This window comes from Paenibacillus sp. FW104-T2, from assembly GCF_058789975.1.
This window is the reverse complement of sequence record NZ_JBYTCE010000015.1, coordinates 148,134-173,482: the sequence shown is the minus strand read 5'-3', so window position 1 is coordinate 173,482 and position 25,349 is coordinate 148,134. Positions and strand designations below refer to the sequence as shown.

Below are 25,349 nucleotides of genomic sequence, written 5' to 3'. Positions count from 1 at the left end.
AATAATACGTACATACTTTTTTTGATTGGTATTAATGACGTTTATCGATTATATCATAGCGTTTTTTTGTGTTCAATTATTTTTTTGCTTAAAAGAGATGACCTTTGTTTTTATGGGATCCTCTCTTTTTTTACGTACAGTCTGAATAACTTAGCAAACTTTCGTATGTATAAAGAATAGATGCCAGGAAAAATATAAATGGATCTATTAAACAAGTGCTCAGAACAGAACCAGGAGATCTCACCAGCCCCTGTATATGACCTCAACTCTCACTTCTTAAAAAAAGGAACTGCCATATTAGCAGTTCCTTTTTTTATATTGCAGGCGAAACTCCGCAAGCATACCACTTTCGTTTAAGCCGCTGTTTAATTTTGAAGGTTTATAAGTTCTTTTCTCTGCACCAGTTGCGGATTATTCAGTAATCGTTACACCAAGAAAGCTTTGGAGATGATGACTAACAGAATAAAAAGTACCAGAATAGCACCAATGGACGTAAAACCACCATATCCCCCACCAATTCCTCCTACATTACCATTGCTGTATCCAACTGAACTCATATTTCTTCCCCCTCTTCTGTGGTATGTGTTAGATTATTCAGAAATGCATCATTTGACAAGGCGATGTACAAAAAGGGCTTATAGCAACGCTGCATTTGCCTGCTTCCTGTTCGTTCATTAAAAAACAAACAGCCGATCACGATGTCGGCTGCCTTATTCTTTTATTCAGTTATGTTTACCCCATTATCTACAGACACGCTACTTCGATACAGGATATCACTATGCGAGCATCCGCTTAGGTTGCACCCATTGTTCGTTTGTTTCGTGGCAGTAGATGCTAGGACTAAGGATTCGGAGGTGTTGGAACGGCTGGTTCTCCTTCGCGGCCAAGCCGCCGGCTTGCCGTTTCTTTACGCCCCGTTGCCGGAACGTGGGCTCCCGCTTTTGCCAATCCAAAGGTCGGCATATTGTTGTAAACACATTCATATTGCCCTTCATGAACCAGATAGGTTTCGTGAAAAATCCCTACATCTCCCCCAGTTCCAACTTTGCGGTTGAAATCCCTCCATGCCTTCAGGTGGTTAGCTCCGTGTCGGGCATAATGCTCCAGGTGTTCAAAGCTCCTCCAATATTGGATGAGTGTAAGTCCACGGCCTGAAAAGTGATAGGAACCATCCATGAATCCGAGCTCCTCTTTGTTCCGATACAGCTCCTGAAGCATCGGGGACATGGAATTCATAACAGGCAGCCATTTATGTATCGCCCACCATTTGTTAATCCGAAAACCAATCACGAAAACAACGAAGGAATCTTCCATCTGTGCGGTATAACGACCCGCAATCACTTTAGCCATATTTACTCACTCCTTCTCCTATATTTCAAGCAGACCCAGATGCGTATCATAAAAGCGGCCAATATCCGCTGAATTGTACAGTTGAGCCGTCAGAAACGCACCATAGAAAATGGTGAAACAGATCTGTACAGATTGCTCCAAGGTGAGAGATTTGTTGAGCTTACCCACTTGTAGTTCTTCCTTCATGAACTGTTGAAATAAAACAAACATATTAGGCGATTCACTCCCCGCTTCCTCGTGACCTGGAAAGAGCAGCGATACTTCCGCTTGACTCAGTTCAGGCATACAAGGCTGCATGTTCTGTTCTGCAAGAAAGGAAATCAAACTCGGCATCATCCCCGGCCTTAATTGATGCTCCTTAGCAACCTTGGACAGCAAATGGCGGAATGCCTGGAATCCTTTTTTCTCTTCCTGTTCGATCTCGATCATTCGTTCAGTAAGCCAAACCCGCATAAAATAAATCAGCAAATCCTCTTTTCGTTGATAGAACTTAAAAAAAGTGACCTTGGATATTTCAGCATTCTTGCAGATGTCCTCAATCATGACCTGACTGAACATTCGATCCTTCATTAAGGATAATCCAGCTTCATACAGCGCGATTTTGTTCTTAGCTTTTTTTAATTCCCTTAGTGAGATATCCTGATTCATATTGATTGCATCTCCTCGAAGTTAACTACAGTTAATAAATTAACACGAGTTAACTTATTTAGTCAATACGGCTAAACAGACAGACTAAAACCCCCTAACATTTGCTACACAGATGCAGGGGTGCAGCCCTAGTGAAATAATTTTTATTCCATTGGGACGCATATTAAATTGTTGTACCGATAAAATAAAAAGCCGCTTATCACGGCTTCTATAGTTCTTGTTCCATCTTCCCTTTTACGATCTCGATAGATTTCACATCTAAATGTGCAGTGCAATTATACACCGAACAGTCCCATCGAGGTTGTGCTGTATGCAGTATGGTGACAGATGTATTCATTAAACTTTCTGTCATGTCCATATGCGGGATAAGTCTCTTCAGAGTCATTCCAAGGAATGCACCGTGACTCACGATTAAAATATTCTCGTCTGGGTGTCTGTCTGAAATGTCGGCAAGGCACTCCCTGCCTCTTTTTACAATCTCATCGTCTGATTCGATGCCGAGATCCAATCTAAACCACCCATACCCCCATCGATTGACACGCTCTTGTTCTGTCGTCCCTTCTATAAGCCCACAGTTCATTTCTCTCAAGCGTGGGTCGGTTCTCACTTCAATATTGTTGATTTTGCCGATGATTTCCGCTGTTTCAAGTGCTCTGGACAAATCACTAGAATAAATATAATTCCACTGTTCTGTGCCAATTCTTCGGGACAAGAGTTCAGCTTGTTGTCGCCCCTTTTCATTGAGCGGGATATCTGAATGGCCTTGTGTCCGATATTCGTCGTTCCAATCCGTTACTCCGTGTCGGATCAATCCTAACGTAGTCATTTGGTATCCTTCTTTCCCTTGGAATTATGTAATCGGTCAAGAGAAAACCTTCTGTTTATTCAACGAATGTTTCCCCTAGACCAATGATGCTTAGCCCCGTTTCCTTTTCTTCCTTGCTCTCATGATGAAGACGGCACTCACCACAAGGATTATTGCAAGGACGATATACAAATCAAAATCCTGCTCCACCATAAACCACATCTTGGATTCCAGATTGACTTGTTGTTTTGGCTCGAATCCCTCACCGAATTGTTTAGTTGCTTGATTAAGGTTATTCATTTCAATGGTCGTGCTGCACGGACTACTGCTTAATTCGCCATCCATTTCACTAATAAATATGAAGTATTTACTGCCTTCCTTGAAGTTAAAACCCCAAGTGTAGTCGGTTGCGACAATGACCTCAGAATCAACTTCCGTTTTCCAGCTTCGCTCAACTTCCACTAGTATATATCTAACTTTCTCTTTTGTGCCCGTTATCCCTTCTTGCTTCAGATCAACTTTAATTTTCTTTATTTCACCGTAAACAGCACCCGTATATCCGTCTAGTTCTTCTTGAAGGCTTCCCTTCTTCTCAGCACAGGATAGAGCTTTGACTTCTTGACCATTCGCAAAAAAGAATAGGGTAGTGAAAAGAAAAATGATCGTGAGTAAACGATGTTTCAGTTTCTCCACCTACTTCTCATCATATTATGACGTCCATCTTACCTCTTATTGACTTTCTCAGCAGACGAAATGTTGCACTCATCTCCCAGCTAGTTGAAACAAGAGCAGCCGATCACATTGGTCAGCTGCTCTCGTATCTATTGCTGCTGTATCGTAATTGATTAAATAAAAACTAATTACTGAGCGCAAGTTTCATCCCATCATGACTAGCAACAAATCCAAGTCGTTCATAGAACCTGTGAGCATCTTTTCGCTTTTTATCCGTTGTCAGTTGAATCAGCTCACACCCCATGGATTTGGCTTCATGAATAGCGTATTGAAATAAAGACTCTCCAACGCCTTGACCACGATAGTTCCGGTCAATACGAACACCCTCAATTTGACCACGTGTTGTACCCAATCTTGCAATCCCCGGAATAATTGTAAGCTGAAGACAACCAATGACTTCGTTGTTATCCAGGGCAATGATTATGGAATTACCGATTTGCTGTTCAATTTTTGCAAAAGCTTCAACATATTCTTTTGGTAGTGGATCTACGAAACGCTCTCGGGTAGCACCCATTTCATCATCAGCTAATAAACGAACAATGGCAGGAAGATGGGTTAACGTTGCAGTTCTAAATTCCATGTAGACCTCCAATACTGAATTCAAGTTATTTTATTTACATATAGAATACCAACAATCTAGCTCCAAACACCATTGTGAGAAAATATTAGTTTCTTAAAACAAATAAAGCCGCTTATGGCGACTTTAAATGGAGCATTTTTTTGTCTACGACAATCCACGTCTCTGCTTAATTTACTGCCGTCTGATGCGAGGTCTCTATATAAGAGACGATTCCAGCTGTATCTGTAACCATGCCAAAATACGTATCCACTGTTTTCAGCGTCATATCATGTTCTGCTTGTGAAAAAGCTGCGCAGGCATCTTGTATAAGGACAATGTGATAATCAAGCATAAAACCTTCCCTCGCTGTAGACTCAACACACAAATTCGTGCTAACTCCTGTCATAATAAGGGTTTCTATTTTGAGCGTTTGCAGAACGCTCTCCAATCTGGTGTGGACAAACCCGCTGTAACGATGCTTTTTGACAATGATATCATTCGCCTGTGGTGTCACTTCGTAAAAATTTGCTCCCCAGCTTCCTGTACGACAAATAGGGTTTACCCCATCCGGAAAACGTGAAAGCCATACTTCGGAATCAGTAGCATCTTCATGGTTCGTTTGCAAAAAAATGATGGGAATTGAGCTTCCTCTTGAAGCTTCCAATAAAGAATGCAAATGAGGCATCATTTGTTTTACTGAGCTCACATCAATTCCGCTTTTGGAGATCGCCCCATCTGGATGACAGTAATCGTTTTGAACATCCACGACAATTAGAGCTGTATTTTTTCCCTCAAGATGAATTTTCATTTTATCCATTCATACACCCCCGGAACTTAGTATTTAGTAGGGTGCAGCCTTTTTATACAAAAAAAATGAAGTTACAGACCTAATCATTGACAGATGCTTTTATTTCTGGTTAGATGAAACAACTAAAAAAAGAACTATGTTATCAAGGAGTCACATCTATGAGATTTATCTATTCTTTCGCCGGAAGCGTTGCCTTTGCTTTTTCAATTATTTTGGCTTCATTCAACGTACTAGGGCTAGCAGTCTTCTTTGACGCAACTGGCTCATGGCAAGATGATCCACTATCCGAACTTGTTTATGTTATTTACGGATTAATCGCTTTTCCAATCATCTCACTCGCTCTTTTTCTAATGTTTATCTGGATGTATCCCAAATTGAATATTCGAGGTATCGCAATCGCAGGAGGAATCGGCATTTGGTTGTTTTTCGGCATCTATATATTTTCTATAGATATGGCTAAATACGTCATGTGGCTTCCTTTGGCATTCATCGTTCTAGGGTACTTCTCGATTAAGCGTAAGTATGATGATATTAAATTAAGAAATCTACTGTTCGGAATGATTGTGGGATGGGGCGTTAGTTATCTAATGGTACTCGGAAAACGATTGTTTCAAAATTCGCTAACCTCATATTTTAACTTCGATCTAGCTGAGCAAATGTTTGTCATTATTGTTATCGCATCCTTTGGGATAACAGGGTGGTTATTCGGAAAATATAGCAAACGTTTCTTATCATAGATGTATTGAATAATATCTTTCTTTGCACTAAGTAAACAGTGTATGTGCTATCTAATATGTTGTTACCGAGCGTCTCAATAGGGGGAACATATGAATGGATGTTTCATTATGTAAAGCTAATTTAAATGATGCAGTGACTATTCACAACATGAAAGTTAAAGCGTTTATGCCCTTGTTGGAAAGATATCAGGATTTTGAAACAAGCCCCGCCAATGAAACCATAGAAAGAGTTCTTACTCAAATCAATCAGTCTTTTACTGATTATTTATGGCCCTTGGATTAAGTTAACCGCCCATTGAAGGGCGGTTAACTTTTGTATGAGCTCCCAAGCCCAGCTACTTCATAAATAAGGCACTAAAAATAAGAACATCCTGCAAGAAATGAATCGTCAACGCCCAGAAAAATCCTTTCGTTTCTAACATAGATTTGGCTAAAAACCATCCGATAAACGCTGCCATGATTACACCCGCTATCCCGCCTGGATGTCCAAAATAATGAACGGCGCCAAAGATTGCAGCCGCCAGTCCTTGAGCTACATACGGGGACAAACCATATTTGCCTACAACAGCAACAAATGAAAACCGAAAGATGATTTCTTCAGAAAAAGCATTCATTAGTGCAAACATTAGGATGAGGATAACACCGGGATACAGCTCCAGTCTGACGGCTTCCCCGTGCACCACTTGGAAGTAGATAACGACAGCCGTTACCAACGTAATGATGACCGCAAAGTTTAGACCCAAGTGTTTCCATGTCTCTGTTTCCTTCGGCTTAATGCCGATCCACGGTTCGGGCCGAATTTTTCCATCTCGATTTTTCAGATTTAAATACCGAAGTCCCCCCTTGCCTGCCAACCCGTATACAATCCCAATCACAATAACAGCTAATAACAACACCGTAATCTGATAACTAATCTCCAGGTTGTATACCTCGCTGTCGAAGACCTTTAATGGGAGAAGCGGACTGCTTCTAAACCATAACAGGAGAGGTGCGCAGGCAACCACCACGATCGTGATCAATAGGATGGGAATGCGGGTGGTTCGTTTTTTATTCATTATATTCTCCCCTGTTTGGATGACTTAACGTTTCCAGCGCATGCTGACACCATTCCATGGTCATCCGAAGATATCTCTCCCCATAGTCCAGGGTTAACAACCAGAGCTGGGCTTGCTTGCTTTCCACTTTAGGAACACTCGCTTTAATTCCTGCCAACATCGTGATGAGCTGCTCGTTAGCTGTTAATTCCTCTTCAAGAAAAGTGATGAGGTGCGGGATATGACGTTCATCGGAAACAAAAAGCTTCATCAGCAGTTCGTTTCTCATTACGGGTTCTTCAGGTGGCAGAGCCAGCCAGGAATCAAGCTGGTCACATCCTTGCTCTGTAATGCCATAGACAATTTTACGTCTCCCCGTCTCTGCTTCGTCCACCACCGAAACGGAGCCTTCTAACTGCAATTGTTTGATACTCTTATGAATATGTCCATACGATTCGTTCCAAAAAAGGCCGATGCTCTCCTTCGAAAACTTAACCAGCTCATAGGCGCTCATGGGCTTCAAGCGAAGCAAGCCGAGAATTGCAAAGTGGGTCGTATTGATTCTTCTCATATTCCCTCCCCGTTCACAATATATCTTTAAGATATATATAATTAGCATATTACTCCATTAGGATATAGATTACAATTCATTTCTAAATATCTTTGATTCTGTTCTCCAATGCAAAAAAGGAGTGATTACCGTAAGGTAACCCCCCTATCTATCTATAATAATGCAATATGCCTCAAATCATTTTTGAGTGCTGCTTACACCTTTTAATTCCATTCCTCGTGTAAAGAACACAATTCCAATAGCAGCAAACGTTACGTAATTACTGATCTTGGCTATAACTTCTTCATCATCCTCATAATTAATCCAGAACAGTAAAACGAACGGTGATATTATCATTAAACCTTTCATAGCTAACATAAATACATAATGGACTCTTTGTTTACGCAAGTTACCTTGGTTTGAGTTAATTCTAAAGCTAACTTTAGAAGAGTCATAGATCGTTATTAATAGTGCGATAATGCTTGAGTATGCCGTTATTTTCAAACCAATCTCAATCCATGGAACAAATGCTGCAACGGCGATACCCAGATAAATCCCAGCAGCTACGTAAAAAAGGTTAATCTTAATCTTTCTGTGCAAAATCTCTCGCCCCTATCCTATCACCTGTATATTCTACCATCATTATACAACAATAAGTGTTTGTTTACCTTTGTTTTATGAAACACCGTAGATGGGACATATTCAGCTTCTCTACTTAGTGAAGAATGCATGTTTATGCAATTTCCACTTTTGGTTTTACAAATTCTATTTGCCCTGTGTTGAGCACAATGGATGAGTTCGTTTACAGAGATTTTCATCGCTTAAAGACTTCATTTTACCTCCTCTTTTTTCGATATATTAGGTACAGATTTAATTTAAATTTTAACTATTAGGTTCTGAGTTAGATCTGTACATATACATACTTAGGGGGAACTGAAGTGAAAACAAAGATAGGATCCATTCTAAAAATGAGAACGTTAAGGGCCAAGTTAGTCTCTTTGTGCTTGGTAATACTTATTGTGCCCACAATCGTAATAGGGTTCAGTTCTTATACTGTTTCAAAAAATGAAATGAATGAATCCGGCAAGGCCGCTCTTGAAAATAGTGTACGAATGGTCATTGGTATGATTAATCTCCTCAACGAGCAGGTAGAGAACGGACATTTGACATTGGAGCAAGCGCAGGAAAAGCTCCGCGTAGAACTGCTCGGTGATAAGAATGCAGATAATAAGCGGCCTGTAAAAAGTGAATATACTGTAGGGGAAACAGGATATCCATGGGCTGTTGGCAAAGATGCGCATTCCGTAATGAATCCATCAAATGAAGGTCAGGATTTGACAGATGTCGTTACAGAAGATGGCGTATATTTGGGAAAAGAAATCGTTAATGTTGGAACAGCCGGAGGCGGATTTATCACCTACAAGTGGGCTCTACCTAATACAGGTGAGGTAAAAACGAAAGTTTCATATGTTGAAATGGACCCGCATTGGGGATGGATCATCGGTTCGGGTGCCTACTTAAGTGAGTTTAACAGTGGTGCCACACAAGTGCTGTATCTTGTTCTTATCGTTACGGCTGTGGCGGTTGTTCTAGGATCCTTTATCGTAAGCATCATCTCAGGACGCCTCACGAAGCCCATCCTTATGGTCGCTAAGCGATTGAAATCCGTTGCGGACGGAGACCTAACTGTTGAAGAAGTCAAGATGAAGTCCAAAGATGAGATCGGTGAGCTTTCACAGGACTTTAACCATATGATTAAAAACATGAGAACACTTATTAGTCAAGTCGATCTCTCTACCAAACAGGTAGCCTCATCTTCCAAAGAGTTGACTCTTGGAGCGGAGCACACCAGTCAGGCAACTGAGAATATCACCATTTCGATCCAAGAATCTGCAGCAGGTGCACAAGAGCAGCAAATGATGCTTCAACGGACAACCAACTCACTCGAGGAAATATCGATCGGGATTCAGCGAATAGCGGAAAGCTCATCAACCATTGCCGATTCTTCTGTTGATGCGATGGAGCTCGCGAACATAGGTGGTACGGCGGTAGAGCATACGGCGAAGCAAATGAATCTGATCAACAAGTCGGTTAATGAAACGGATGTAGTCATGAGAATGCTAGATGAACGCAGCCAGCAGATCGGTACCATGCTGCATGCCATTACGGATATTGCGAAGCAGACGAATCTTCTTGCTCTGAACGCCTCGATCGAGGCAGCCCGCGCAGGCGAAGAAGGCCGCGGTTTCTCGGTAGTGGCTGCTGAAGTAAGAAAACTTGCTGAACAATCGAACCAGTCATCCGGGCAGATTTCCACGTTGATTCAAGATATGCGTACAGATATTGAACAATCGCTCAAAACGTTGAATCGAGTTAAACAGGATGTCGATTCCGGCATACAGATCGCTAATGAGACGGAACAACAGTTTAACAAAATCGTAGGGTCCACCAACTTTATCGCCCAACAAACGGAGGAACTTGCCAGCGTTACACAGCAGATCACGGCAAGCGTCCAGGAAATCACAGCAGGTCAAGAGCAAGTCTCCAATCTTGCACTTCAAGCTGCAGACAACTCCCAAAACATAGCTGCTTCTTCAGAAGAACAACTGGCTTCAATGGAACAAATTACGAGCCTAGCCACAACCTTGTCCGACATGTCTCAAAAGTTAGAGCGTTTGACGATTCAATTTAAATATTAATTTTGATTCTTCTAGGTCAAAAAAAGCAGCCGACCCCTTCTACTTTGGTCGGCTGCTTTCTCCGTTTTAATACACGACTATTTTGCCCCCAGCAAGCTACACCGATCAAGCTCGCTTATAATTCCAGATCTGCGGCCCGGGCGTTCGCTTCAACCTGCTCCGGACTTTTGCATCCTGGAATGACACAGCTAACGGCTGGATGCTTCAGACACCAGGCAAGGGCCCACGAGGCCATGTCGACACCTTCAGGGACTTCGTTCTTCTGGATTTCACTTACCAGCTGAAGTTTCTCATCGATCTCTTGACGCTCGCGTCCCTTTCTGACATTGTCATTGAACACTGCGCCCGGCTTGTACTTGCCGCTCAGATAGCCGCTGGCCAGTGGGACTCTTGCGAGCACACCAAGGTCCTGCTCCTGACATGACGGGAATACCCTCTCCTCGGGCTTCTGGTCCAGACGGTTATATACGACCTGTATAGCTTTCGCGTTTAACCCACTCGCCTTGCTCGTCTGATGCAGATTATCGTTGCTGCCAATGGAGATACCAAGATTTCGAATTTTACCGGCTTGTACCTGCTTGTCCAGCATGGTCCACAACTCGTCGTTATCAAACACCTCATCTGATCCGGAATGGAACTGATACAAATCGATATAATCTGTTCTTAGCGCTTTCAAGGATTCTTCCAGTTGAACACGGATCTGATCCACGCTCCAGGCATTGGTCCAGTGATCATGCCACTGATGACCAAACTTCGATGCGATCACCCAATCCTCACGCCTGTCACGGGACATAAAATCGCCGATAAAGTTTTCCGACATATGGTGAGGTCCGTAACATTCCGCTGTATCAATCAAATTAATACCAAGTTCTTTGGCACGGTAAAGAATATCATCGACTTCTATCTGGGTATAGTCTTTACCCCAGTCCCCGCCAAACTGCCAGGTGCCCACACCTACGACGGATACATCCAGCTCGGTCTTGCCCAATCTTCTGTACTTCACTCTACTCACCTCGAGGTTTAATATGTTGGTCAAGTGACCGAATGGTACAATAGCGATTCAATTTACGATAACGCTTTCATAATAAAGGATAATTAACAAATTATCAATCTGAAGGCAAAATAAATAAAGCCCCTTAGAAATGCATTGGATAAACGGCGCTTATCCAATAACTTATCTAAGGGGTTCACTTGTTTGAAGTCAGAAATTAGTGAGTGCATTCTCTGTTTACTTCATAGGATACCTGTAGGAAAATCAGACTTATTCTTTATCACTTAAACCAACGATCGCTTCATACGGTCGCAGCATCCTTGGCAGCTTGCTATCTTCGTAGTTGGTAAGCCAGATGTCGGAGAAGTTAAGGCTATGTTCTTCTTCCTTAAGCTCTACGGCTTGATCAGAGAGATTGACTACGACCAGCACCTGCTGGTCTGCTAGAGTACGTGTATAAGCAAATACACTAGGATGTTCCGGCATAAGCAGCTCATAGATACCATATGTCAGCGTGTCGTGTTCTTTTCGCAGCTGAATCATTCGTTTATAAAAGTGAAGGATGGAACGCGGGTCCTGAAGCTGTTTCTCTACATTAATATGAACGTAATTATCATTCACCTTAAGCCACGGCGTACCATTGGTAAACCCTGCTTGTTCTGCAGAAGACCACTGCATCGGCGTTCTGGAGTTATCGCGACTCGATGCCCAGATGATGTTCATGATTTCCTCATGCGACATCCCTTCTTCACGTTTAATCTGATATAGATTCCGGTCAGCTACGTCGTTATAGTCCTCTATGGAAGGATAAGCCACATTCGTCATGCCTATTTCTTGTCCTTGGTATATGAACGGAGTGCCCTGCATGAAAAAGTACATGGCTCCAAGAGCTGTTGAACTTTCATACCAATACTCCGCATCATTTCCCCAGGATGAAACTTTACGTGGCTGATCGTGATTTTCAATAAACAGTGCATTCCAACCGATGCCTTCCAGTGATTTTTGCCACTTGGTCAAGACGTTTTTCAGTTTGGGAACATCGAGCTGCCGGTCAGTGCTGTTTTTCCACAAGTCAAGGTGTTCGAATTGGAAGACCATATTAAATTTGCCTCTGACTTCACAGATCCAATCGTACAGATCTTCCTGGTCCTCTACTTTTACCCCATTGGCTTCCCCAACGGTGACCACGTCATATTTGGATAACGTTTCCTCTTTCATTTCCTGCAAATAACGCTGAATTCCTTTGACATTCATGTGCTTCTCAAACGAAGAGATATATTTAAATCCTTCTTTGACTGGCATATCCAACAGGCCCTCTTCTTTGTGGATATGGCTGATTGCATCGACACGGAAACCATCAATACCTTTACCCAGCCACCAGTTCATCATTTCATATATGGATTTCCGTACGTTTTCGTTTGCCCAATTCAAATCCGGTTGTTTTTTGGAGAACAGATGAAGATAGTACTGTCCGGAGACTTCATCATATTCCCAAGCAGAACCACCGAAGATGCTTTCCCAGTTATTCGGTTCTTCTCCGTTCTTCCCATCTCTCCAGATGTACCAGTCCCGTTTCGGACTATCCTGCGAAGATCTCGATTCGATGAACCACGGATGTTCGTCACTGGTATGATTGATCACCAAGTCCATGATGAGTTTCATGCCACGTTGATGTACTTCTTTTAATAATTGATCAAATTCAGCCATCGTGCCGAATTCATCCATAATGGAACAGTAATCACTGATATCATAACCATTATCATCGTTAGGAGACTTATACATCGGGCAGATCCATATCAGATCAATACCGAGGTCTTGAATATAATCCAGTTTTGAAATGATTCCCTTGATGTCGCCAATCCCGTCCCCATTGGAATCCATAAAGCTTCTAGGATAGATTTGATATGCTACTGCTTCTTTCCACCATACTCTTTTCATTTGATGTAATCCTTCTTTCTCAACCACGATATAAACTGCACCAATCGATCACACAAGGGCACTACGAGCGCAGTACCATCTTCCGATCGCTGTTATCCCCAGATTTTTTGAATCCCCTTCTCTAAGGGGGAAATCCGGTGATATGCCTATGCTTCCGATGCAGCTTTCCTTCGGAAAGCTTTTAAGCGAACGCTTCGCTTCTCCAGATTGGTTCTGCCTCTCCGTTAACGTGTGTCTGTTTAAGCAGTTTATATAGACTTTATTTATAGTATTATTCTTTACGCATGCATAAGGTACATTCTCGCTTCATATGGACGCAGTTCGTCCAGAGGCAATTCACCTGCATAATTCGATATCAGCAGCTGATTCGTCTCTGACAAGTGTTCCTGAAGCGGGAGCTCGATCGTATTCCCCTGAAAATTACATACAACAAGGACTTTTGTTCCATTCAGCTTTCGGGTATAAGCAAACACCTCTGGATCATCCGGGAAAACCAGCTCATAATCTCCATACACGATGACTTCATGATCTTTTCTTAATTGGATTAACTTCCGATAGTAATGAAATATGGATTCAGGGTTATTCAAATTGTCTTGGGCATGGATATCGATATAGTTCGGATTCACCTTAATCCATGGTTCGCCACTTGTAAACCCAGCGTTATCGGAAGAATCCCATTGCATTGGTGTTCGCGCATTATCGCGTCCCTTGGCGAAGATCGACTCCATCACGTTGCTTTCAGGATATCCTTTCCCCATTCTTTCTTTATAGAGATTAAGCAATTCAATATCCCGATAGTCTTCAATCGCATATTGAACATTCGTCATGCCTAGTTCTTCACCCTGATAAATATAAGGTGTGCCTTGCATGCCATGAAGAAGGGTCGCGAGCATTTTAGCCGATTCGATCCTGTATTCTCCGTCATTTCCCCAACGGGAGACGATTCGTGGCAAGTCGTGGTTATTCCAGAATAAGCTGTTCCAGGCATCGCCCTTGAGCTCTGTCTGCCATTTGGACAGCACTTTTTTCAATTCCAGCACATCCAAAGGCTTGAGATCCCACTTTCCTTTGCCTTCTTGTTCATCCAAGCCGATGTGTTCAAATTGGAACACCATAGAAAACTCACTGCCGTCCGGGTTGCTGTACAGTTTTGCAATCTCGGGAGTAGCGCCCCATGTTTCTCCAACGGTTAGGAGATTTTCTGCTTTTTGAAACGTTTCCTTGCTCAGTTCCCTGATATATTTATGCAGATTGGGCCCATTCCCCGTAATCTTCGCATCCGGCTCTTTACCGATTAAGTCGATTACATCCAGTCTAAACCCGCCGACTCCCTTGTCGATCCACCAATTGATCATGTCGTAAATCTCCTGCCGGACTTTGGGATTTTCCCAGTTGAGATCTGGCTGTTTTACGGAAAAGAGATGCAAATAATATTGTCCAATTTCAGGAACCCATTCCCAGGCTGAGCCACCAAATGTGGACCCTAAATCGTTCGGAGGCGTTCCTTCCACACCATCTCTCCAGACGTAGTAGTCATGGTACGGATTGTCTTTGCCTTTTTTGGCTTCTTGAAACCAAGGATGCTCATCCGATGTGTGATTCAACACCAGGTCCATAATGATCCGAATATCTCGTTTTCCGGCTTCATGAATTAACGCTTCCATATCATCCAGAGACCCGAACATGGGATCGATATCCTGATAATCGGAGATGTCATACCCATAGTCATCTTGAGGTGACTTGCATACAGGTGACAACCAGATCGCACCAATGCCGAGTTCCTGCAAATAATCGAGCCTTGACTCAATACCCTTCAAGTCGCCAATTCCGTCTCCGTTACTATCTTGAAAACTCCGCGGATAGATTTGATATACAACGGTTTCTTTCCACCATTTTTTATTTTCCATGTCATTCAACCTTTCTACCTTCTCCAGATTGGTGTGCCTCTCTGCTAAGGTGTGTTATAACCTCTCATTATTCTTTGACTGATCCAACGACAATGCCTGTTACAAAGTATTTTTGCAGCAGCGGATAAATCAACAGCAGCGGAATGACTGCGACTACGATTTTAGCTGCATTCAGGTTTTTATTCGAAATCTCAGTCAGGTTGCTGAGCTCGCTGGAATTCGTACCGGCTTGCAGCAGATCGGCAATATTTACGTTAAGGGACTGAATATAGGTCATAAGCGGATAGTTGCTGACCTTGGTCATATAGATCAAACCGCTGAAGAAGTCGTTCCACGTACCCACGATACTGAATAAGGCAACGGTCGCCAGCGCAGGTATGGACACCGGAACATACACTTTGAACAAAACTTGAATCGGATTCGCCCCATCGATAAACGCCGCTTCTTCCAGTGCTTTAGGAACTGCAGAGAAGAAGTTCATCACAAGAATGACACTGAATATCGGGACAGCGCCTGGCAGAACAAGTGCCCATATCGTATTAAGCATATCCAGGTTTTTGATCAGCAGGTAACTCGGAATCATGCCTCCACTGAACAACATGGCAAAAATCATGATATTCATATAGATGTTTCTGCCTTTGAATTCCCTTTTCGACTTGGATAGCGGATAAGCCATCAAAATAATCAGAATCATGTTAAGCACAAGAGCCAGCGCAACGCGCAGAACAGATATGCCGAATGAGCGCCAGAACTGTGCATCATCAATAATTTTTGAATACGCGGCAGTCGTAAAATTGACCGGAACGAGACCTACGGCATTCGCCGATACAGCCTCGCTGCTGCTGAATGAAATGGCAACAATATTCCATAACGGAAGAAGGCAAGCCAATGCCAGCATGATTACGATGGCATAGATGACAAACCGGCCAATTCGTTCTTTAACGTTTGCAGAATAGGACACGGACGTTGCCTCCTTAGAAAATTTTTCTGTCAGTATATTTTTTGGCGAGTTGATTCGCAGACAAGAGCAGCACGATGCCGATCACGGATTTGAACAATCCAACAGCCGTACCGAAGCTGTACTGTCTTCCAACGAGACCAATGCGGTACACGTAAGTATCCAGAATATCACCCGTTTCATACACTACCGGGTTATACAGGTTATAGATTTGATCGAAACCGGCACTCAAAATATTAGTCAAGCTCATTACACCCATGAGCAGAATAATAGGCAGCATACCCGGCAGCGTAATATGCCATACTTTTCTCCACCAACTGGCTCCATCCATTCCTGCCGCTTCATATAGACCGGGATCAATCGACGTAATAGCAGCCAAATAAACGATGGAACTATAACCAAATTCCTTCCAGACGTCTGTTCCGATGATCAGTGGCTGGAACCATGTGTTGCTGCCCAGGAAATTGATATGATCCAGGCCAAAGAACGCGAGCATTTGGTTCACGATTCCATCCAAACTGAACATGTTGACCACGACGGATGCGAGTACAACCCAGGATAGAAAGTGCGGCAGATAAACAATCGTCTGCACGGATTTTTTAACGTATTTAACACGAATTTCATTCAATAACACGGAAAATATGATCGCCATCAACGTTCCGAGCAGAATCTTGGCAATCGCAATGACTAGCGTATTACTGATGACCTGAGCGATATCCGGGAGTTTGAACATATAAATAAAATGCTTCAGCCCTACAAATTCGGAGCCGAACATGCCCTTGGCTGGTACATAGTCCTGAAAAGCCGTAATGACACCGACCATTGGTATATAGCTGAATACAAGCAAAAACAAAATACCCGGCAGCATCATCATATGGTACATGGCACCTGTGCCTAGCCGGCCTCTTGCTTTTAATTTCCCCTGTTTCATGGATGAACCCCTTTCCTGAAGAAAGGCTGCATATCGCAGCCCTGCTACTGTTCATGGATGTCTATTGTTTCGATGCGATCTCATCTTCGATTTCCTGAATGACTTGATCACCGCCTTGTTTCTTCCAGTTGCTGACGAATGTATCGAAGTAATCCAGCGGTTCGGAACCTGTCACAATTTTGATGAACGATTCCTGTTCGAGCTTCGTCAAATTGGCCCACGTTTGTTTCATGCTTGATGTCGTTCCAGAGAAAGCAGGAGTCATCCAAACGAATTTATTCTCCTGTGTCAGCTTGTCGATCAGTCCAACGCCGTTAATCCGTGAATGGTATTTGGACCAAGCGGTCACGTCATCCGTATCCATGTCGCTCAAATACGTTTTAATGCTTCCGATATTGTTCTTCGATTCGGTTGTGCGAACCTCATCCAGACCAATTTCCCCTTTGATTCCACGAACGACATCAGAATAATCATCCAGCAGCGATGTAGCGGAATTGACTTCGATATTAAACGGTCTCGTAGATCCGTCTACCCCAGTCTCCTGATACTTGGCAGCTTCCGGCATGGTTGTTGCCACATCTTTATCATTTGCCAGTTTGTCGTAGAACAGGTTTACAATCTTCACTGCCAGTTCAGGGTGTTCATACCCTTTTCTTACTACGATAAACTGATTGGATGGATTAGCATGTGCTACGTTCACATTGCCTTCTGCATCTTCCAACGTATACGCCGAAAATTTCGCATTTTTATCCATCTGTTTCACGCTGATCAATCCCCAGTCTGGGATATGCCACGGTCCAAAAGCGATACCGCTCTGGCCATTGGTATAGAGTGCAGTAATGTCATCAAACGTCCGAGTTCCGAATTGCGGGTCAATGATGCCTTTCTTGAACCAGTCCGCCATGATCCCCAGCATTTGCTTGGTCTCTTCTGTCGTGGAACCATACACAATTTTGCCGTCTTCACCATTCATCCAATATTGCGGGAACGCGCCCTCTGTTGAGGCAACACCCAGCATGGTATAGGCAGAGGCGTTGTAATCTGTGGTATTCAATGTGTTGACAAAAGGAATACCGACCGGATTACCGGTTTGACCTGGATCTCTTTTCAGGAATTCCTGTGCTGTTTTCTCCACTTCTTCGAGCGAGATGGCTCCATCTCCGTCTGCATCAAGTTGGATCCCCAGCAGATCCAGCCAATCCTGACGTACCCAAACCATCGTTGGTGCGGAATCCAGGGACGTCGCCGGAAGGCCCATCAAACGACCATCAATCGTCGCATTATCTAATGCACGCCCATCATAGGAATCGTAAATCTGCTTGATGTTATCTGTGGCGTATTGATCGTAAATGGTTGTAAGATCTTCAATCAGGTCATTGTCCACCAGTTCTTTCAGTTCGTCTTTGGAGTCGACACGCATCATGTCAGGCAATTCCCCAGAGGCGATGGCGAGCGAAACCTGACGGCTGTAATCTTCACCATTGGCTTCAAATTGATCCGTGATTTTAGCGTTAAATGTATCTTTAACCAGTCGCGTATATGCGTTGTTCTCATAGGTATCTCCAGCCGGCAGTTTCGGATTGGCTGTAGTCACCCGTCCCATGGTTACGGTGATTTCGTCTTTGTAGGCACTGAACGGATCCCCCGGTGTTACCTCATATTTGCCTGCTTCCTCCGCAGTAGGAGGAGTGGATGCGCCTCCACATGCCGCAAGAGCTGTAACCATAAGTGCAGACATCGACAGCACGGCCAGACGTTTCGTGAGCGGTTTGCTTTTCATGGACCATTTTGTTCTCATCTAATTCGATTCCCCTTATTCTGATTATCTTTTTTGTTTACGCTTTCATTATAAAATGGAGTGAGGATCCACTGAGATAGGGATTGCACGTTCGTTTGGATAGAGAAATGATTGCAGTTTTCTACCGCAATCCTGGAGTATTGGTTAGCTCGTGAACATTTATCCTACCTGCTGACTTACATTCATCTAACTATCCTTATTTCCATTCAAAAACAAAGGCCGGCAGCTCCTCAAACAGGAAACTGTCGGCCTTCAATTTATCCATAATCGATAAAATGTCTCTTGGACCATTTCCATGACGGCCTCCAACAATCATTATGGAGACGGTCACTTTCCTTATGATGGGTGTCTGTTCAATAGGAACACATCTGCTATTTGACTCCTCTGCCTTGCTGCCGATATTCGCTTGGCAGCAGGCCAGTCACTTCACGGAAAATCCGGCTGAAATATTTTTCATCCGTATAACCCACTCGCTCGGCAATCCAGAAAATCGTGTTGTTTGTATTAAGCAAATATTCCTTCGACTTCTCTACCCGGATGAACCTGGAGTACTCATTAAAGGTTTTCCCCATCAGATCTTTGAAGCATTGACTGAAATAACTTCGGCTGATGTTGAGTTGTTGGGAAAGCCCTGAAGCGGTATACGCCTGCTCCAAGTCATCCTGCATGATCATCACTGCTTTTTTCACGGCATGGATGATTTCCTGGGAATACGAAGTCTGTTCGTCGGCCTTACGAATAACTACAGCAGTCTGTTTAATCCATTTCTCAACCTCATACCAGGAATTAAAACCATGGATCATCGAGATCCTTCCAAGCGTTGTTTGGGCAAACAGGTGATTCCACTCCATAACGAGGGAGTATAGTAATCCCATCAACTGGCCCTTGTTTAATCGTAATGATGTAAACTGTTCAATGAGTTGGTTGTAGTACGCGTCATGATGAGTCCATGGGGTTTGGAACCAGCTTTGCTTAATCCGGTCTATGTCCTCATCCTGCGGCTCTTTTAAAAAGGTTTCTTCCTCGTTCATCGAAACCGCAATGACTTGGTCATCAGGGTTGTACGCATAAAATAGAGATGCCTCGGTATAATTCATAATCCAATTTTTGATTTGGGACCATGTTCTCTCTTGTACATCGGACAAAACCAATAATGTACTATGAGGAATTTGATTCAGGGATGCCTTCAGCTGATGAAACAGCGGGTCCTGCTCGTCATGGGAAGCTGCCCACATCCAGCTATTCCGTTCAACCTCCCACCGGATCACATCTCCATCGGTGGTCAGCTCCACGGGCCACTTCTGTTCGGATTTGCGATCTTGGGAAACCAGTGCATACACATTCGGGTAATGGACATTGATTTCATTGATAGAAGGCATCTTTCGGCTAGAATTCGTCAACCCAGTAATACGAGTATGGATCCGGTGCAGAACATGTTCGAATTGCTCCTTCTCCAGCTGGACTTTGGCTATATAATCAATGGCGCCCAGCCTCAGCGCTTCTTGGATATAATCAAAATCCTGATGCAAGGTTAACACGACAATATGAAGCTCCGGATAGAGCTGTTTCGTCGCTCGCATCAGTTCAATCCCTGACATGACCGGCATCGCAAGATCCGTCAACATGAGATCGACCGGTTGGGATTTCAGGAAATCCAGTGCTTTTGCTCCGTTACTCGCTTCTCCTACAACCTCCATATTGAATTCGTTCCATGGCATCGCTGAGCTAATGCCTTTGCGTACCAGCTTATCGTCATCCACAATCAATACCTTAATCATGCTGAGATATCTTCTCCTTTAATGGGCAGTATGAGCAGAATGCTTGTCCCTGTTCCCAATTCACTCTGGATGACCAATTGTGCTTGGTCCCCATATTGTGACTTCAACATGCGGTGAACGTAATTGAGTCCAATGCCCATTCCTACTTTTTGTTGTTCAGCTACACGGTTGTTCAGCAGTTTATGAATGGTTTCCTCGCTCATGCCTGCACCATTATCCTGTATCATAATGTTCAATGTTGTATTACATGTCACTTCAATTTGAATAAAGCCTTCATCACTCAATCCATGATAGAGAGAATTTTCAACCAGCGGTTGCAGAATAAAACGAGGCACAGGAATTTGAAGCACTTGTTCATCAGCAGTAATCCGAACGTCAAATTCAAAGTCATACCGAATTTGCTGCAAAATCAGATACTGCCTTAATGCATCAATCTCCTCTTCCATCGTGGATACTTGCCCTAATTTGCCCAAGTTGTAATAGAGCAGCTTGTTCAATGACTGTACCAGCTTATCGATCTCCCCTTGTCCGTTCATGACGGCCAGCCAGTGTACCGTATCCAGTGTATTCATCAGAAAGTGCGGGTTAATCTGATAGAGCAGTTTTTCCACTTCCAGGTCTGCACGAATTTTTTCTTTCTGCTGCACTTCCTTGAAGAGATCGCCAATTTGATGCTGCATGTTCGAAAATTCACCGAGCAGAAAATCAAATTCGGGAATCTGGGTGCGAGCTCGGCTCCCCGTCGTTTGTGGATTTCTAGACATCCCGTTAATTTCCGAATGGAACAAACCAAGTGGTTTGTACACCATCTTCCACAAGAGCCAAGCTAGAAATACGGTAAAGCCGAGGAAAAATAATGCGACCAGCAATATTTGAAGTAACCACTGGTTTTTCTCCTGCTGATATTGAGCCTGCGAAATGACTGAAACGACACTCCATTTCTGTGATGAATCCTCCTTGAACCAGTGATACCCCCGGGATATCCCGTCCTTGGCAGGATCGGCTGTCAAGCTGGAGAAATTCTCCCCGACCTTCATCGCTTCCGGTATTTCACTGTACACAATGTTGCCTTCACCATCCAGGATCAGATGAGACAGAGCCCCATTGTACTGACTGTATCCCAAGTTATCCTGCGTGAGGCGAAAGCCCGACTCAACGTAAATGTACACGTCGTCCCTTTCGGGTAGTTGTACTCTTCGCAGAGCAGACAGAACGAGTTGGTCATCGAATCGGTTCATGCTGATATGCGGACCATAATATTTAATACCATAGGTCTGGAAGAGCACAGGCAGTGACTCCGGAGAAAAGCGATCCTTAATCGGGAAGTTGCCAAACTGTGTAGTTCCATCCTTCTGGAAGTAATATAACGTCAATCCAATATTCGGATTGGTAAACGTGACCACACTTAACTCGCTTTTTAATTCGTCTCTCGCCTCCATCAATAGGAAGATATCCGACGAAGGCTTCAGGAATTGATCCAGCTTTTTGCCAATGGTTCCACGGTAGGACAATTGCTGTGTAACGTGATTCAGATTGGTGATTGAATTCTCCAGGGAGGATGTCACCTGCTGTAAATTGCTGCGGATGCCGTCATCGATTTTATTTGCGAAAATGGAGTCAATGGTATAGTAGGAAATCGCAAATATGCTGATAAAAGGGATAAACGCACTGAGGAAGAACAATAAAAAGATCCTTTTTTTAAGTGTCATTCTGACTTAGTCTCCTTCAAAAAATAAAAACAGCAAGCCTCCTGGTTATGGAAGCTTGCTGTGAGTATACATACAGCTATACCGAATATCGTTATCCCCATAGGCTGAGGCCTACTTTGAAGCTTGTCGGCATTTCGATCCATTCAGGTGGACATATCAGGACACTTCGTCTGTTTCCGTCCTCGTCCAATTTCCTTCATAATTATAGATCGATATTCGAATAAGTCAAACGCTTTCATGCTTCTCGCCACCAAAACCAGTGGCAGGACCCTTTTACATAAGATAAGATCATCTTAATTGTTCTTATTGTTTATTTTTGAGCAAGGATTATATAGACAGATTGGTTGGCAATTTGGGTCGATGGGTAGATCGTATTAACGATGGTGAAGCCAGCATCAAGCATTTGCACTTCCATATCTTTGGATGAAACTCTCGGACCCGTTGAAGTCTCTGACTTTTCTAATTCGATACATAAAAACAAGCCTCTGTCTTTCAATATTCTGTTAATCTCTTTCAGAGCTGTTGCAAGAGGCTTAACTTCGTGTAAAGAAATGGATGCAATAGCTGTATCAAGAACCTGGTTATCTAACGGAATTTCTTTAAAGTCACCTACAACAGATGTAATATTCGTAATACCTCTCTCCGTCGCTTGGGTTTCCAAATATTCAAGAACATCCTTGTCATTGTCCAACGCATATACGGTGTTCACTCGTTCTGCAATGGACATTGAAATATAACCAGTGCCCGCTCCAAGGTCCAATACATTATCGGTTTTCTTGATAGGCAATAGCTCCAATAATTCCTCTGCAGGAAATCTTTCGATATTTTCTAAGTTGTTTATTTTCTTTTGTAATTTTGGATTCATATTGGTCTCCCCTTTAATTACGGATAAAATAACTCTTTAATAACTATAATATACTCTCATTGAAATGTAAACTGTAATGTTCCTTAAGATAAGTGGAAGGATCGTTTTTTTGGCTAGTCATATTTTCAATTGATTTTTCTGGAAGAAAAGGTTATTTTATATAGAGCTTAGTGATAAGCAAGTTCCTTACACGAAGGGAGATGTTTTAAATGGCAGCTACTTATATGGTGGTTTCGTCTTAAAACTGAATAGTAGGCATACACGAAAAAAGCGGGAATTTGCCCGCATTATTTGGTATGCCATCCAAAGTAACCTTTCGTGAATATTGCTGTTTGCAGATACGATGAAGGTCGTATCTTTTTTGCGTCCTGATGCCGCGCGACAGCAGCTTCTTAACAGGCTGCTTGTCCGTGGCATTTTTGCGTCCAAAAAACAACATTAAAGGAGCTACCCAATAACATGATTGATTTGAAAACCTATGGCTATACAGAGATAGATGCAATTCAAGATGGATTATTGCCCGGCAGAGTGACAGAGCTTAGGCGTGAGCGCTTCACGGTCATGACCGAGCGCGGGGAAGTAACAGCGGTTCTTAAAGGAACCTTTTATCAAGGCGCGGCAACACGTGTGGACTTTCCGTGCGTCGGGGATTTTGTCTTGCTGTACTACAACGAGAGCGGAGATTCTCTCATCGCTAAAGTACTGCCCCGCCGCTCCAAATTCTCACGCGCGGATTACTCCGGTCACGCCACAGGTTATACCAAAACCGTGCTGGAACAGGTCGTTGCAACCAACTTCGACTATGTGTTTATCCTTTCATCGCTGAATGGGGATTTCAACGTTTCCCGCATCATGCGATACCTGACACAAGCCCGGCAGAGCGGCGGCCAGCCGGTCATCATTCTGACCAAGGCTGATCTCGCCCCAGATTATACTCTCCCACTCTCCGAAGTTACACAAAGTATTCCTGGTGTGCCGGTTCACGCAATCTGCAGTCATACAGCCATGGGACTGAACGAACTCAATGCCTATTTCATGCCTGGTAAAACAATTGTCTTCCTCGGTATGTCTGGTGTTGGGAAATCGTCTCTCCTCAATGCATTGATGGAACAGAACGTAATGAAGGTTCAGGCGATCCGGGAGGTCGACAGCCGGGGACGGCATACAACAACCCATCGTCAGTTGTTCATGCTCCCCTCCGGAAGTATGGTCATTGACACGCCGGGTATGCGGGAGCTTGGTCTTTTTGATGCCGATGAAGGCTTACGCACTAGTTTTACCGATGTGGAGGCATGGTTCACTCAATGCCGATTTACGGATTGCCGCCATCAGACTGAGCCCGGTTGTGCGGTTCTCACCGCGATTGCCGACGGCTCGTTGTCTCGTGAGCGGTGGGAGCATTATCTCGCCCAACACCATGAGAACAGGTATGTCCAGAATAAAACGAGTTACCTCATTAACAAGAGGGCGAAAAGCAAAATGCTCGCCATGTACGGCAAGAACATGAAGAAAAACGGGGGTAAGAAGATATGAATATCAAATCCGAAACGCTGAACGCTGTCTTACACAGAAGATTTGAGAGAGAGATCATCTCGGCTGATTACCAAACCATACCTCTACATGGCGGTACTGTGGGAAATGTAAACTTGGTGACGGGGGTTGCCGAAACATCCGAAGGCGAAAAATTGTCATACCGCATCGTGCTAAAAGTTCAGAAGCAATGGACTCGTTACAATGATCCAGGCTCATGGCGCCGGGAATATGACCTCTATGCATCTGACTTGGGTGAAACATTCTCCAATGCCTTGCGCTGGCCAACATGTTATTACGCCGAGATGAATACCGAAGAAAATGAATTCCATCTATGGCTGGAATATATTGATGGCGTATCCGGTTTGGACTTGACCGGTGACATGTATGAACAGGCCGCACTGGAATTGGGACGCTTTCAAGGCAAACTGTATGCCAAGCAACCTGCTGTACTTCAGAGCCTGACTAACCTGAGCCATGCGGACCTCATGAAAAATACCTATCTGCACTTCCGGTCATGGCCGGTTGTCTACGACTATATACGTTCAGAGAACTGCAAATTTCCGCAGCATGTGCGGCAAATGCTTATCGACATTGATGAGCACGCAGAAGAAATATTTGACCGCATTGAAAAACTCCCCCTTGTGCTATGCCATAGGGACTTCTGGGTGACCAACTTGATCTATGCTGATGGGAAAATTGCGCTCATTGATTGGGATACATCGGGATGGGGCTACTTGGGTGAAGATCTTGCAAGTCTGATTGCGGATGAAGCGGATGTTAATGATATGGTCGATTACTACAAGCGGTGTGTTCCCGCGTATTACCAGGGATTTTCTGAATATGCAGATGTCCCCCCTGTTGCAGACCATTGCGTCTATGAAATGATCCTTCTCGTATTTGGATACAGGTTTGTGGAGAGTTATCTCCACACAGAGGATGATGAAGAGAAGACAAAACTTGTTCAAATACTCCAAAAAATTCATGAAATGAAAAGCATCACTGTTTAAGTTGCTCTAACA

General features: G+C 43.5%; 24 protein-coding genes. 5 read left to right on the top strand and 19 right to left on the bottom strand.

All coding sequences use genetic code 11. From position 1 onward, the window contains the following. Nucleotides 1–425 precede the first annotated feature (425 nt). From AC3WQ3_RS19350 to AC3WQ3_RS19320, 7 genes are all read right to left on the bottom strand, one after another. Entirely contained in the window at nucleotides 426–557 is a 132-nt protein-coding gene (locus AC3WQ3_RS19350; protein ID WP_154894059.1) for a sporulation protein YjcZ, read from the bottom strand. Nucleotides 558–840: 283 nt separating this feature from the next. Then, on the bottom strand, nucleotides 841–1,350 hold the full coding sequence (locus AC3WQ3_RS19345; protein ID WP_336781729.1) for a DUF4188 domain-containing protein: 510 nt from the start codon (nucleotides 1,348–1,350) through the stop codon (nucleotides 841–843). Between the two features lie 18 nt (nucleotides 1,351–1,368). After that, the gene (locus AC3WQ3_RS19340) at nucleotides 1,369–1,998 is read right to left on the bottom strand and encodes a TetR/AcrR family transcriptional regulator (RefSeq protein ID WP_336781730.1); all 630 of its coding nucleotides are present in this window, start codon (nucleotides 1,996–1,998) and stop codon (nucleotides 1,369–1,371) included. Nucleotides 1,999–2,206: 208 nt separating this feature from the next. Then, complete coding sequence (locus AC3WQ3_RS19335) at nucleotides 2,207–2,824, bottom strand: histidine phosphatase family protein (protein WP_336781731.1); 618 nt, start codon at nucleotides 2,822–2,824, stop codon at nucleotides 2,207–2,209. A gap of 90 nt (nucleotides 2,825–2,914) precedes the next feature. Next, nucleotides 2,915–3,496, bottom strand: coding sequence for a hypothetical protein (locus tag AC3WQ3_RS19330; protein WP_336781732.1), 582 nt, complete (start codon nucleotides 3,494–3,496; stop codon nucleotides 2,915–2,917). Between the two features lie 163 nt (nucleotides 3,497–3,659). After that, entirely contained in the window at nucleotides 3,660–4,115 is a 456-nt protein-coding gene (locus AC3WQ3_RS19325; protein WP_336781733.1) for a GNAT family N-acetyltransferase, read from the bottom strand. 166 nt (nucleotides 4,116–4,281) lie between these two features. Next, on the bottom strand, nucleotides 4,282–4,911 hold the full coding sequence (locus AC3WQ3_RS19320; RefSeq protein WP_336781734.1) for a cysteine hydrolase family protein: 630 nt from the start codon (nucleotides 4,909–4,911) through the stop codon (nucleotides 4,282–4,284). 149 nt (nucleotides 4,912–5,060) lie between these two features. Here AC3WQ3_RS19320 and AC3WQ3_RS19315 point away from each other — a divergent pair, with 149 nt between their 5' ends. After that, the gene (locus tag AC3WQ3_RS19315) at nucleotides 5,061–5,639 is read left to right on the top strand and encodes a hypothetical protein (RefSeq protein WP_336781735.1); all 579 of its coding nucleotides are present in this window, start codon (nucleotides 5,061–5,063) and stop codon (nucleotides 5,637–5,639) included. A 94-nt stretch (nucleotides 5,640–5,733) separates the two neighbouring features. Then, entirely contained in the window at nucleotides 5,734–5,922 is a 189-nt protein-coding gene (locus AC3WQ3_RS19310; RefSeq protein ID WP_336781736.1) for a hypothetical protein, read from the top strand. 52 nt (nucleotides 5,923–5,974) lie between these two features. On the opposite strand, the gene AC3WQ3_RS19305 is transcribed toward AC3WQ3_RS19310, so the two are convergent. The 3 genes from AC3WQ3_RS19305 to AC3WQ3_RS19295 all read right to left on the bottom strand — a co-directional run bounded on the left by AC3WQ3_RS19305 (nucleotide 5,975) and on the right by AC3WQ3_RS19295 (nucleotide 7,823). Beyond that, entirely contained in the window at nucleotides 5,975–6,694 is a 720-nt protein-coding gene (locus AC3WQ3_RS19305) for a CPBP family intramembrane glutamic endopeptidase (protein WP_336781737.1), read from the bottom strand. Then, a complete protein-coding gene (locus tag AC3WQ3_RS19300; RefSeq protein WP_336781738.1) occupies nucleotides 6,687–7,244 on the bottom strand; it encodes a PadR family transcriptional regulator in 558 nt (185 codons plus the stop codon). Before AC3WQ3_RS19300 ends, AC3WQ3_RS19305 begins: the two co-directional genes overlap by 8 nt. A 177-nt stretch (nucleotides 7,245–7,421) precedes the next feature. Beyond that, a complete protein-coding gene (locus AC3WQ3_RS19295; RefSeq protein WP_336781739.1) occupies nucleotides 7,422–7,823 on the bottom strand; it encodes a hypothetical protein in 402 nt (133 codons plus the stop codon). A gap of 338 nt (nucleotides 7,824–8,161) precedes the next feature. Here AC3WQ3_RS19295 and AC3WQ3_RS19290 point away from each other — a divergent pair, with 338 nt between their 5' ends. Then, on the top strand, nucleotides 8,162–9,922 hold the full coding sequence (locus AC3WQ3_RS19290; protein WP_492473203.1) for a methyl-accepting chemotaxis protein: 1,761 nt from the start codon (nucleotides 8,162–8,164) through the stop codon (nucleotides 9,920–9,922). Between the two features lie 115 nt (nucleotides 9,923–10,037). Here the strand turns inward: AC3WQ3_RS19290 and AC3WQ3_RS19285 are convergent, their stop codons facing one another. From AC3WQ3_RS19285 to AC3WQ3_RS19245, 9 genes are all read right to left on the bottom strand, one after another. Continuing rightward, entirely contained in the window at nucleotides 10,038–10,925 is an 888-nt protein-coding gene (locus tag AC3WQ3_RS19285; RefSeq protein ID WP_336781741.1) for an aldo/keto reductase, read from the bottom strand. A gap of 258 nt (nucleotides 10,926–11,183) precedes the next feature. Continuing rightward, nucleotides 11,184–12,851, bottom strand: coding sequence for a glycoside hydrolase family 13 protein (locus AC3WQ3_RS19280; protein ID WP_336781742.1), 1,668 nt, complete (start codon nucleotides 12,849–12,851; stop codon nucleotides 11,184–11,186). A gap of 278 nt (nucleotides 12,852–13,129) precedes the next feature. Beyond that, nucleotides 13,130–14,758, bottom strand: a complete 1,629-nt coding sequence (locus tag AC3WQ3_RS19275) for a glycoside hydrolase family 13 protein (protein ID WP_336781743.1) — start codon at nucleotides 14,756–14,758, stop codon at nucleotides 13,130–13,132. 67 nt (nucleotides 14,759–14,825) lie between these two features. Further along, complete coding sequence (locus AC3WQ3_RS19270) at nucleotides 14,826–15,719, bottom strand: carbohydrate ABC transporter permease (RefSeq protein WP_336781744.1); 894 nt, start codon at nucleotides 15,717–15,719, stop codon at nucleotides 14,826–14,828. Nucleotides 15,720–15,732: 13 nt separating this feature from the next. Further along, nucleotides 15,733–16,647 carry an ABC transporter permease gene (locus AC3WQ3_RS19265; protein WP_127536959.1) on the bottom strand — a complete coding sequence of 305 codons (915 nt, stop codon included), beginning with the start codon at nucleotides 16,645–16,647 and terminating at the stop codon, nucleotides 15,733–15,735. 61 nt (nucleotides 16,648–16,708) lie between these two features. Then, nucleotides 16,709–18,445 carry an extracellular solute-binding protein gene (locus AC3WQ3_RS19260; RefSeq protein ID WP_336781745.1) on the bottom strand — a complete coding sequence of 579 codons (1,737 nt, stop codon included), beginning with the start codon at nucleotides 18,443–18,445 and terminating at the stop codon, nucleotides 16,709–16,711. 371 nt (nucleotides 18,446–18,816) lie between these two features. Continuing rightward, nucleotides 18,817–20,223, bottom strand: a complete 1,407-nt coding sequence (locus tag AC3WQ3_RS19255) for a response regulator transcription factor (protein WP_492473202.1) — start codon at nucleotides 20,221–20,223, stop codon at nucleotides 18,817–18,819. Then, on the bottom strand, nucleotides 20,220–21,932 hold the full coding sequence (locus AC3WQ3_RS19250; RefSeq protein WP_336781747.1) for a sensor histidine kinase: 1,713 nt from the start codon (nucleotides 21,930–21,932) through the stop codon (nucleotides 20,220–20,222). The genes AC3WQ3_RS19255 and AC3WQ3_RS19250 overlap by 4 nt, the downstream gene beginning before the upstream one ends. Nucleotides 21,933–22,242: 310 nt before the next feature. Then, nucleotides 22,243–22,797: a class I SAM-dependent methyltransferase gene (locus AC3WQ3_RS19245; protein WP_336781748.1), complete on the bottom strand. Its 555-nt coding sequence runs from the start codon at nucleotides 22,795–22,797 to the stop codon at nucleotides 22,243–22,245. A gap of 528 nt (nucleotides 22,798–23,325) precedes the next feature. On the opposite strand from AC3WQ3_RS19245, the gene rsgA reads away from it, so the two are divergent. Continuing rightward, on the top strand, nucleotides 23,326–24,330 hold the full coding sequence (gene rsgA / locus AC3WQ3_RS19240) for a ribosome small subunit-dependent GTPase A (protein WP_492473201.1): 1,005 nt from the start codon (nucleotides 23,326–23,328) through the stop codon (nucleotides 24,328–24,330). Further along, on the top strand, nucleotides 24,327–25,337 hold the full coding sequence (locus AC3WQ3_RS19235) for a phosphotransferase (protein WP_492473200.1): 1,011 nt from the start codon (nucleotides 24,327–24,329) through the stop codon (nucleotides 25,335–25,337). The genes rsgA and AC3WQ3_RS19235 overlap by 4 nt, the downstream gene beginning before the upstream one ends. The last annotated feature ends 12 nt before the right edge of the window (nucleotides 25,338–25,349 follow it).

Bases quoted from the DNA above. Each gene is read 5' to 3' on its own strand.
- AC3WQ3_RS19305 (WP_336781737.1), bottom strand. From the start codon at position 6,694: ATGAATAAAAAACGAACCACCCGCATTCCCATCCTATTGATCACGATC.
- AC3WQ3_RS19315 (WP_336781735.1), top strand. From the start codon at position 5,061: ATGAGATTTATCTATTCTTTCGCCGGAAGCGTTGCCTTTGCTTTTTCA.
- AC3WQ3_RS19320 (WP_336781734.1), bottom strand. From the start codon at position 4,911: ATGGATAAAATGAAAATTCATCTTGAGGGAAAAAATACAGCTCTAATT.
- AC3WQ3_RS19300 (WP_336781738.1), bottom strand. From the start codon at position 7,244: ATGAGAAGAATCAATACGACCCACTTTGCAATTCTCGGCTTGCTTCGC.
- AC3WQ3_RS19260 (WP_336781745.1), bottom strand. From the start codon at position 18,445: ATGAGAACAAAATGGTCCATGAAAAGCAAACCGCTCACGAAACGTCTG.
- AC3WQ3_RS19265 (WP_127536959.1), bottom strand. From the start codon at position 16,647: ATGAAACAGGGGAAATTAAAAGCAAGAGGCCGGCTAGGCACAGGTGCC.
- AC3WQ3_RS19325 (WP_336781733.1), bottom strand. From the start codon at position 4,115: ATGGAATTTAGAACTGCAACGTTAACCCATCTTCCTGCCATTGTTCGT.
- AC3WQ3_RS19350 (WP_154894059.1), bottom strand. From the start codon at position 557: ATGAGTTCAGTTGGATACAGCAATGGTAATGTAGGAGGAATTGGTGGG.
- AC3WQ3_RS19235 (WP_492473200.1), top strand. From the start codon at position 24,327: ATGAATATCAAATCCGAAACGCTGAACGCTGTCTTACACAGAAGATTT.
- AC3WQ3_RS19250 (WP_336781747.1), bottom strand. From the start codon at position 21,932: ATGACACTTAAAAAAAGGATCTTTTTATTGTTCTTCCTCAGTGCGTTT.
- AC3WQ3_RS19255 (WP_492473202.1), bottom strand. From the start codon at position 20,223: ATGATTAAGGTATTGATTGTGGATGACGATAAGCTGGTACGCAAAGGC.
- AC3WQ3_RS19275 (WP_336781743.1), bottom strand. From the start codon at position 14,758: ATGGAAAATAAAAAATGGTGGAAAGAAACCGTTGTATATCAAATCTAT.
- AC3WQ3_RS19245 (WP_336781748.1), bottom strand. From the start codon at position 22,797: ATGAATCCAAAATTACAAAAGAAAATAAACAACTTAGAAAATATCGAA.
- AC3WQ3_RS19340 (WP_336781730.1), bottom strand. From the start codon at position 1,998: ATGAATCAGGATATCTCACTAAGGGAATTAAAAAAAGCTAAGAACAAA.
- AC3WQ3_RS19335 (WP_336781731.1), bottom strand. From the start codon at position 2,824: ATGACTACGTTAGGATTGATCCGACACGGAGTAACGGATTGGAACGAC.
- AC3WQ3_RS19280 (WP_336781742.1), bottom strand. From the start codon at position 12,851: ATGAAAAGAGTATGGTGGAAAGAAGCAGTAGCATATCAAATCTATCCT.
- AC3WQ3_RS19345 (WP_336781729.1), bottom strand. From the start codon at position 1,350: ATGGCTAAAGTGATTGCGGGTCGTTATACCGCACAGATGGAAGATTCC.
- AC3WQ3_RS19310 (WP_336781736.1), top strand. From the start codon at position 5,734: ATGGATGTTTCATTATGTAAAGCTAATTTAAATGATGCAGTGACTATT.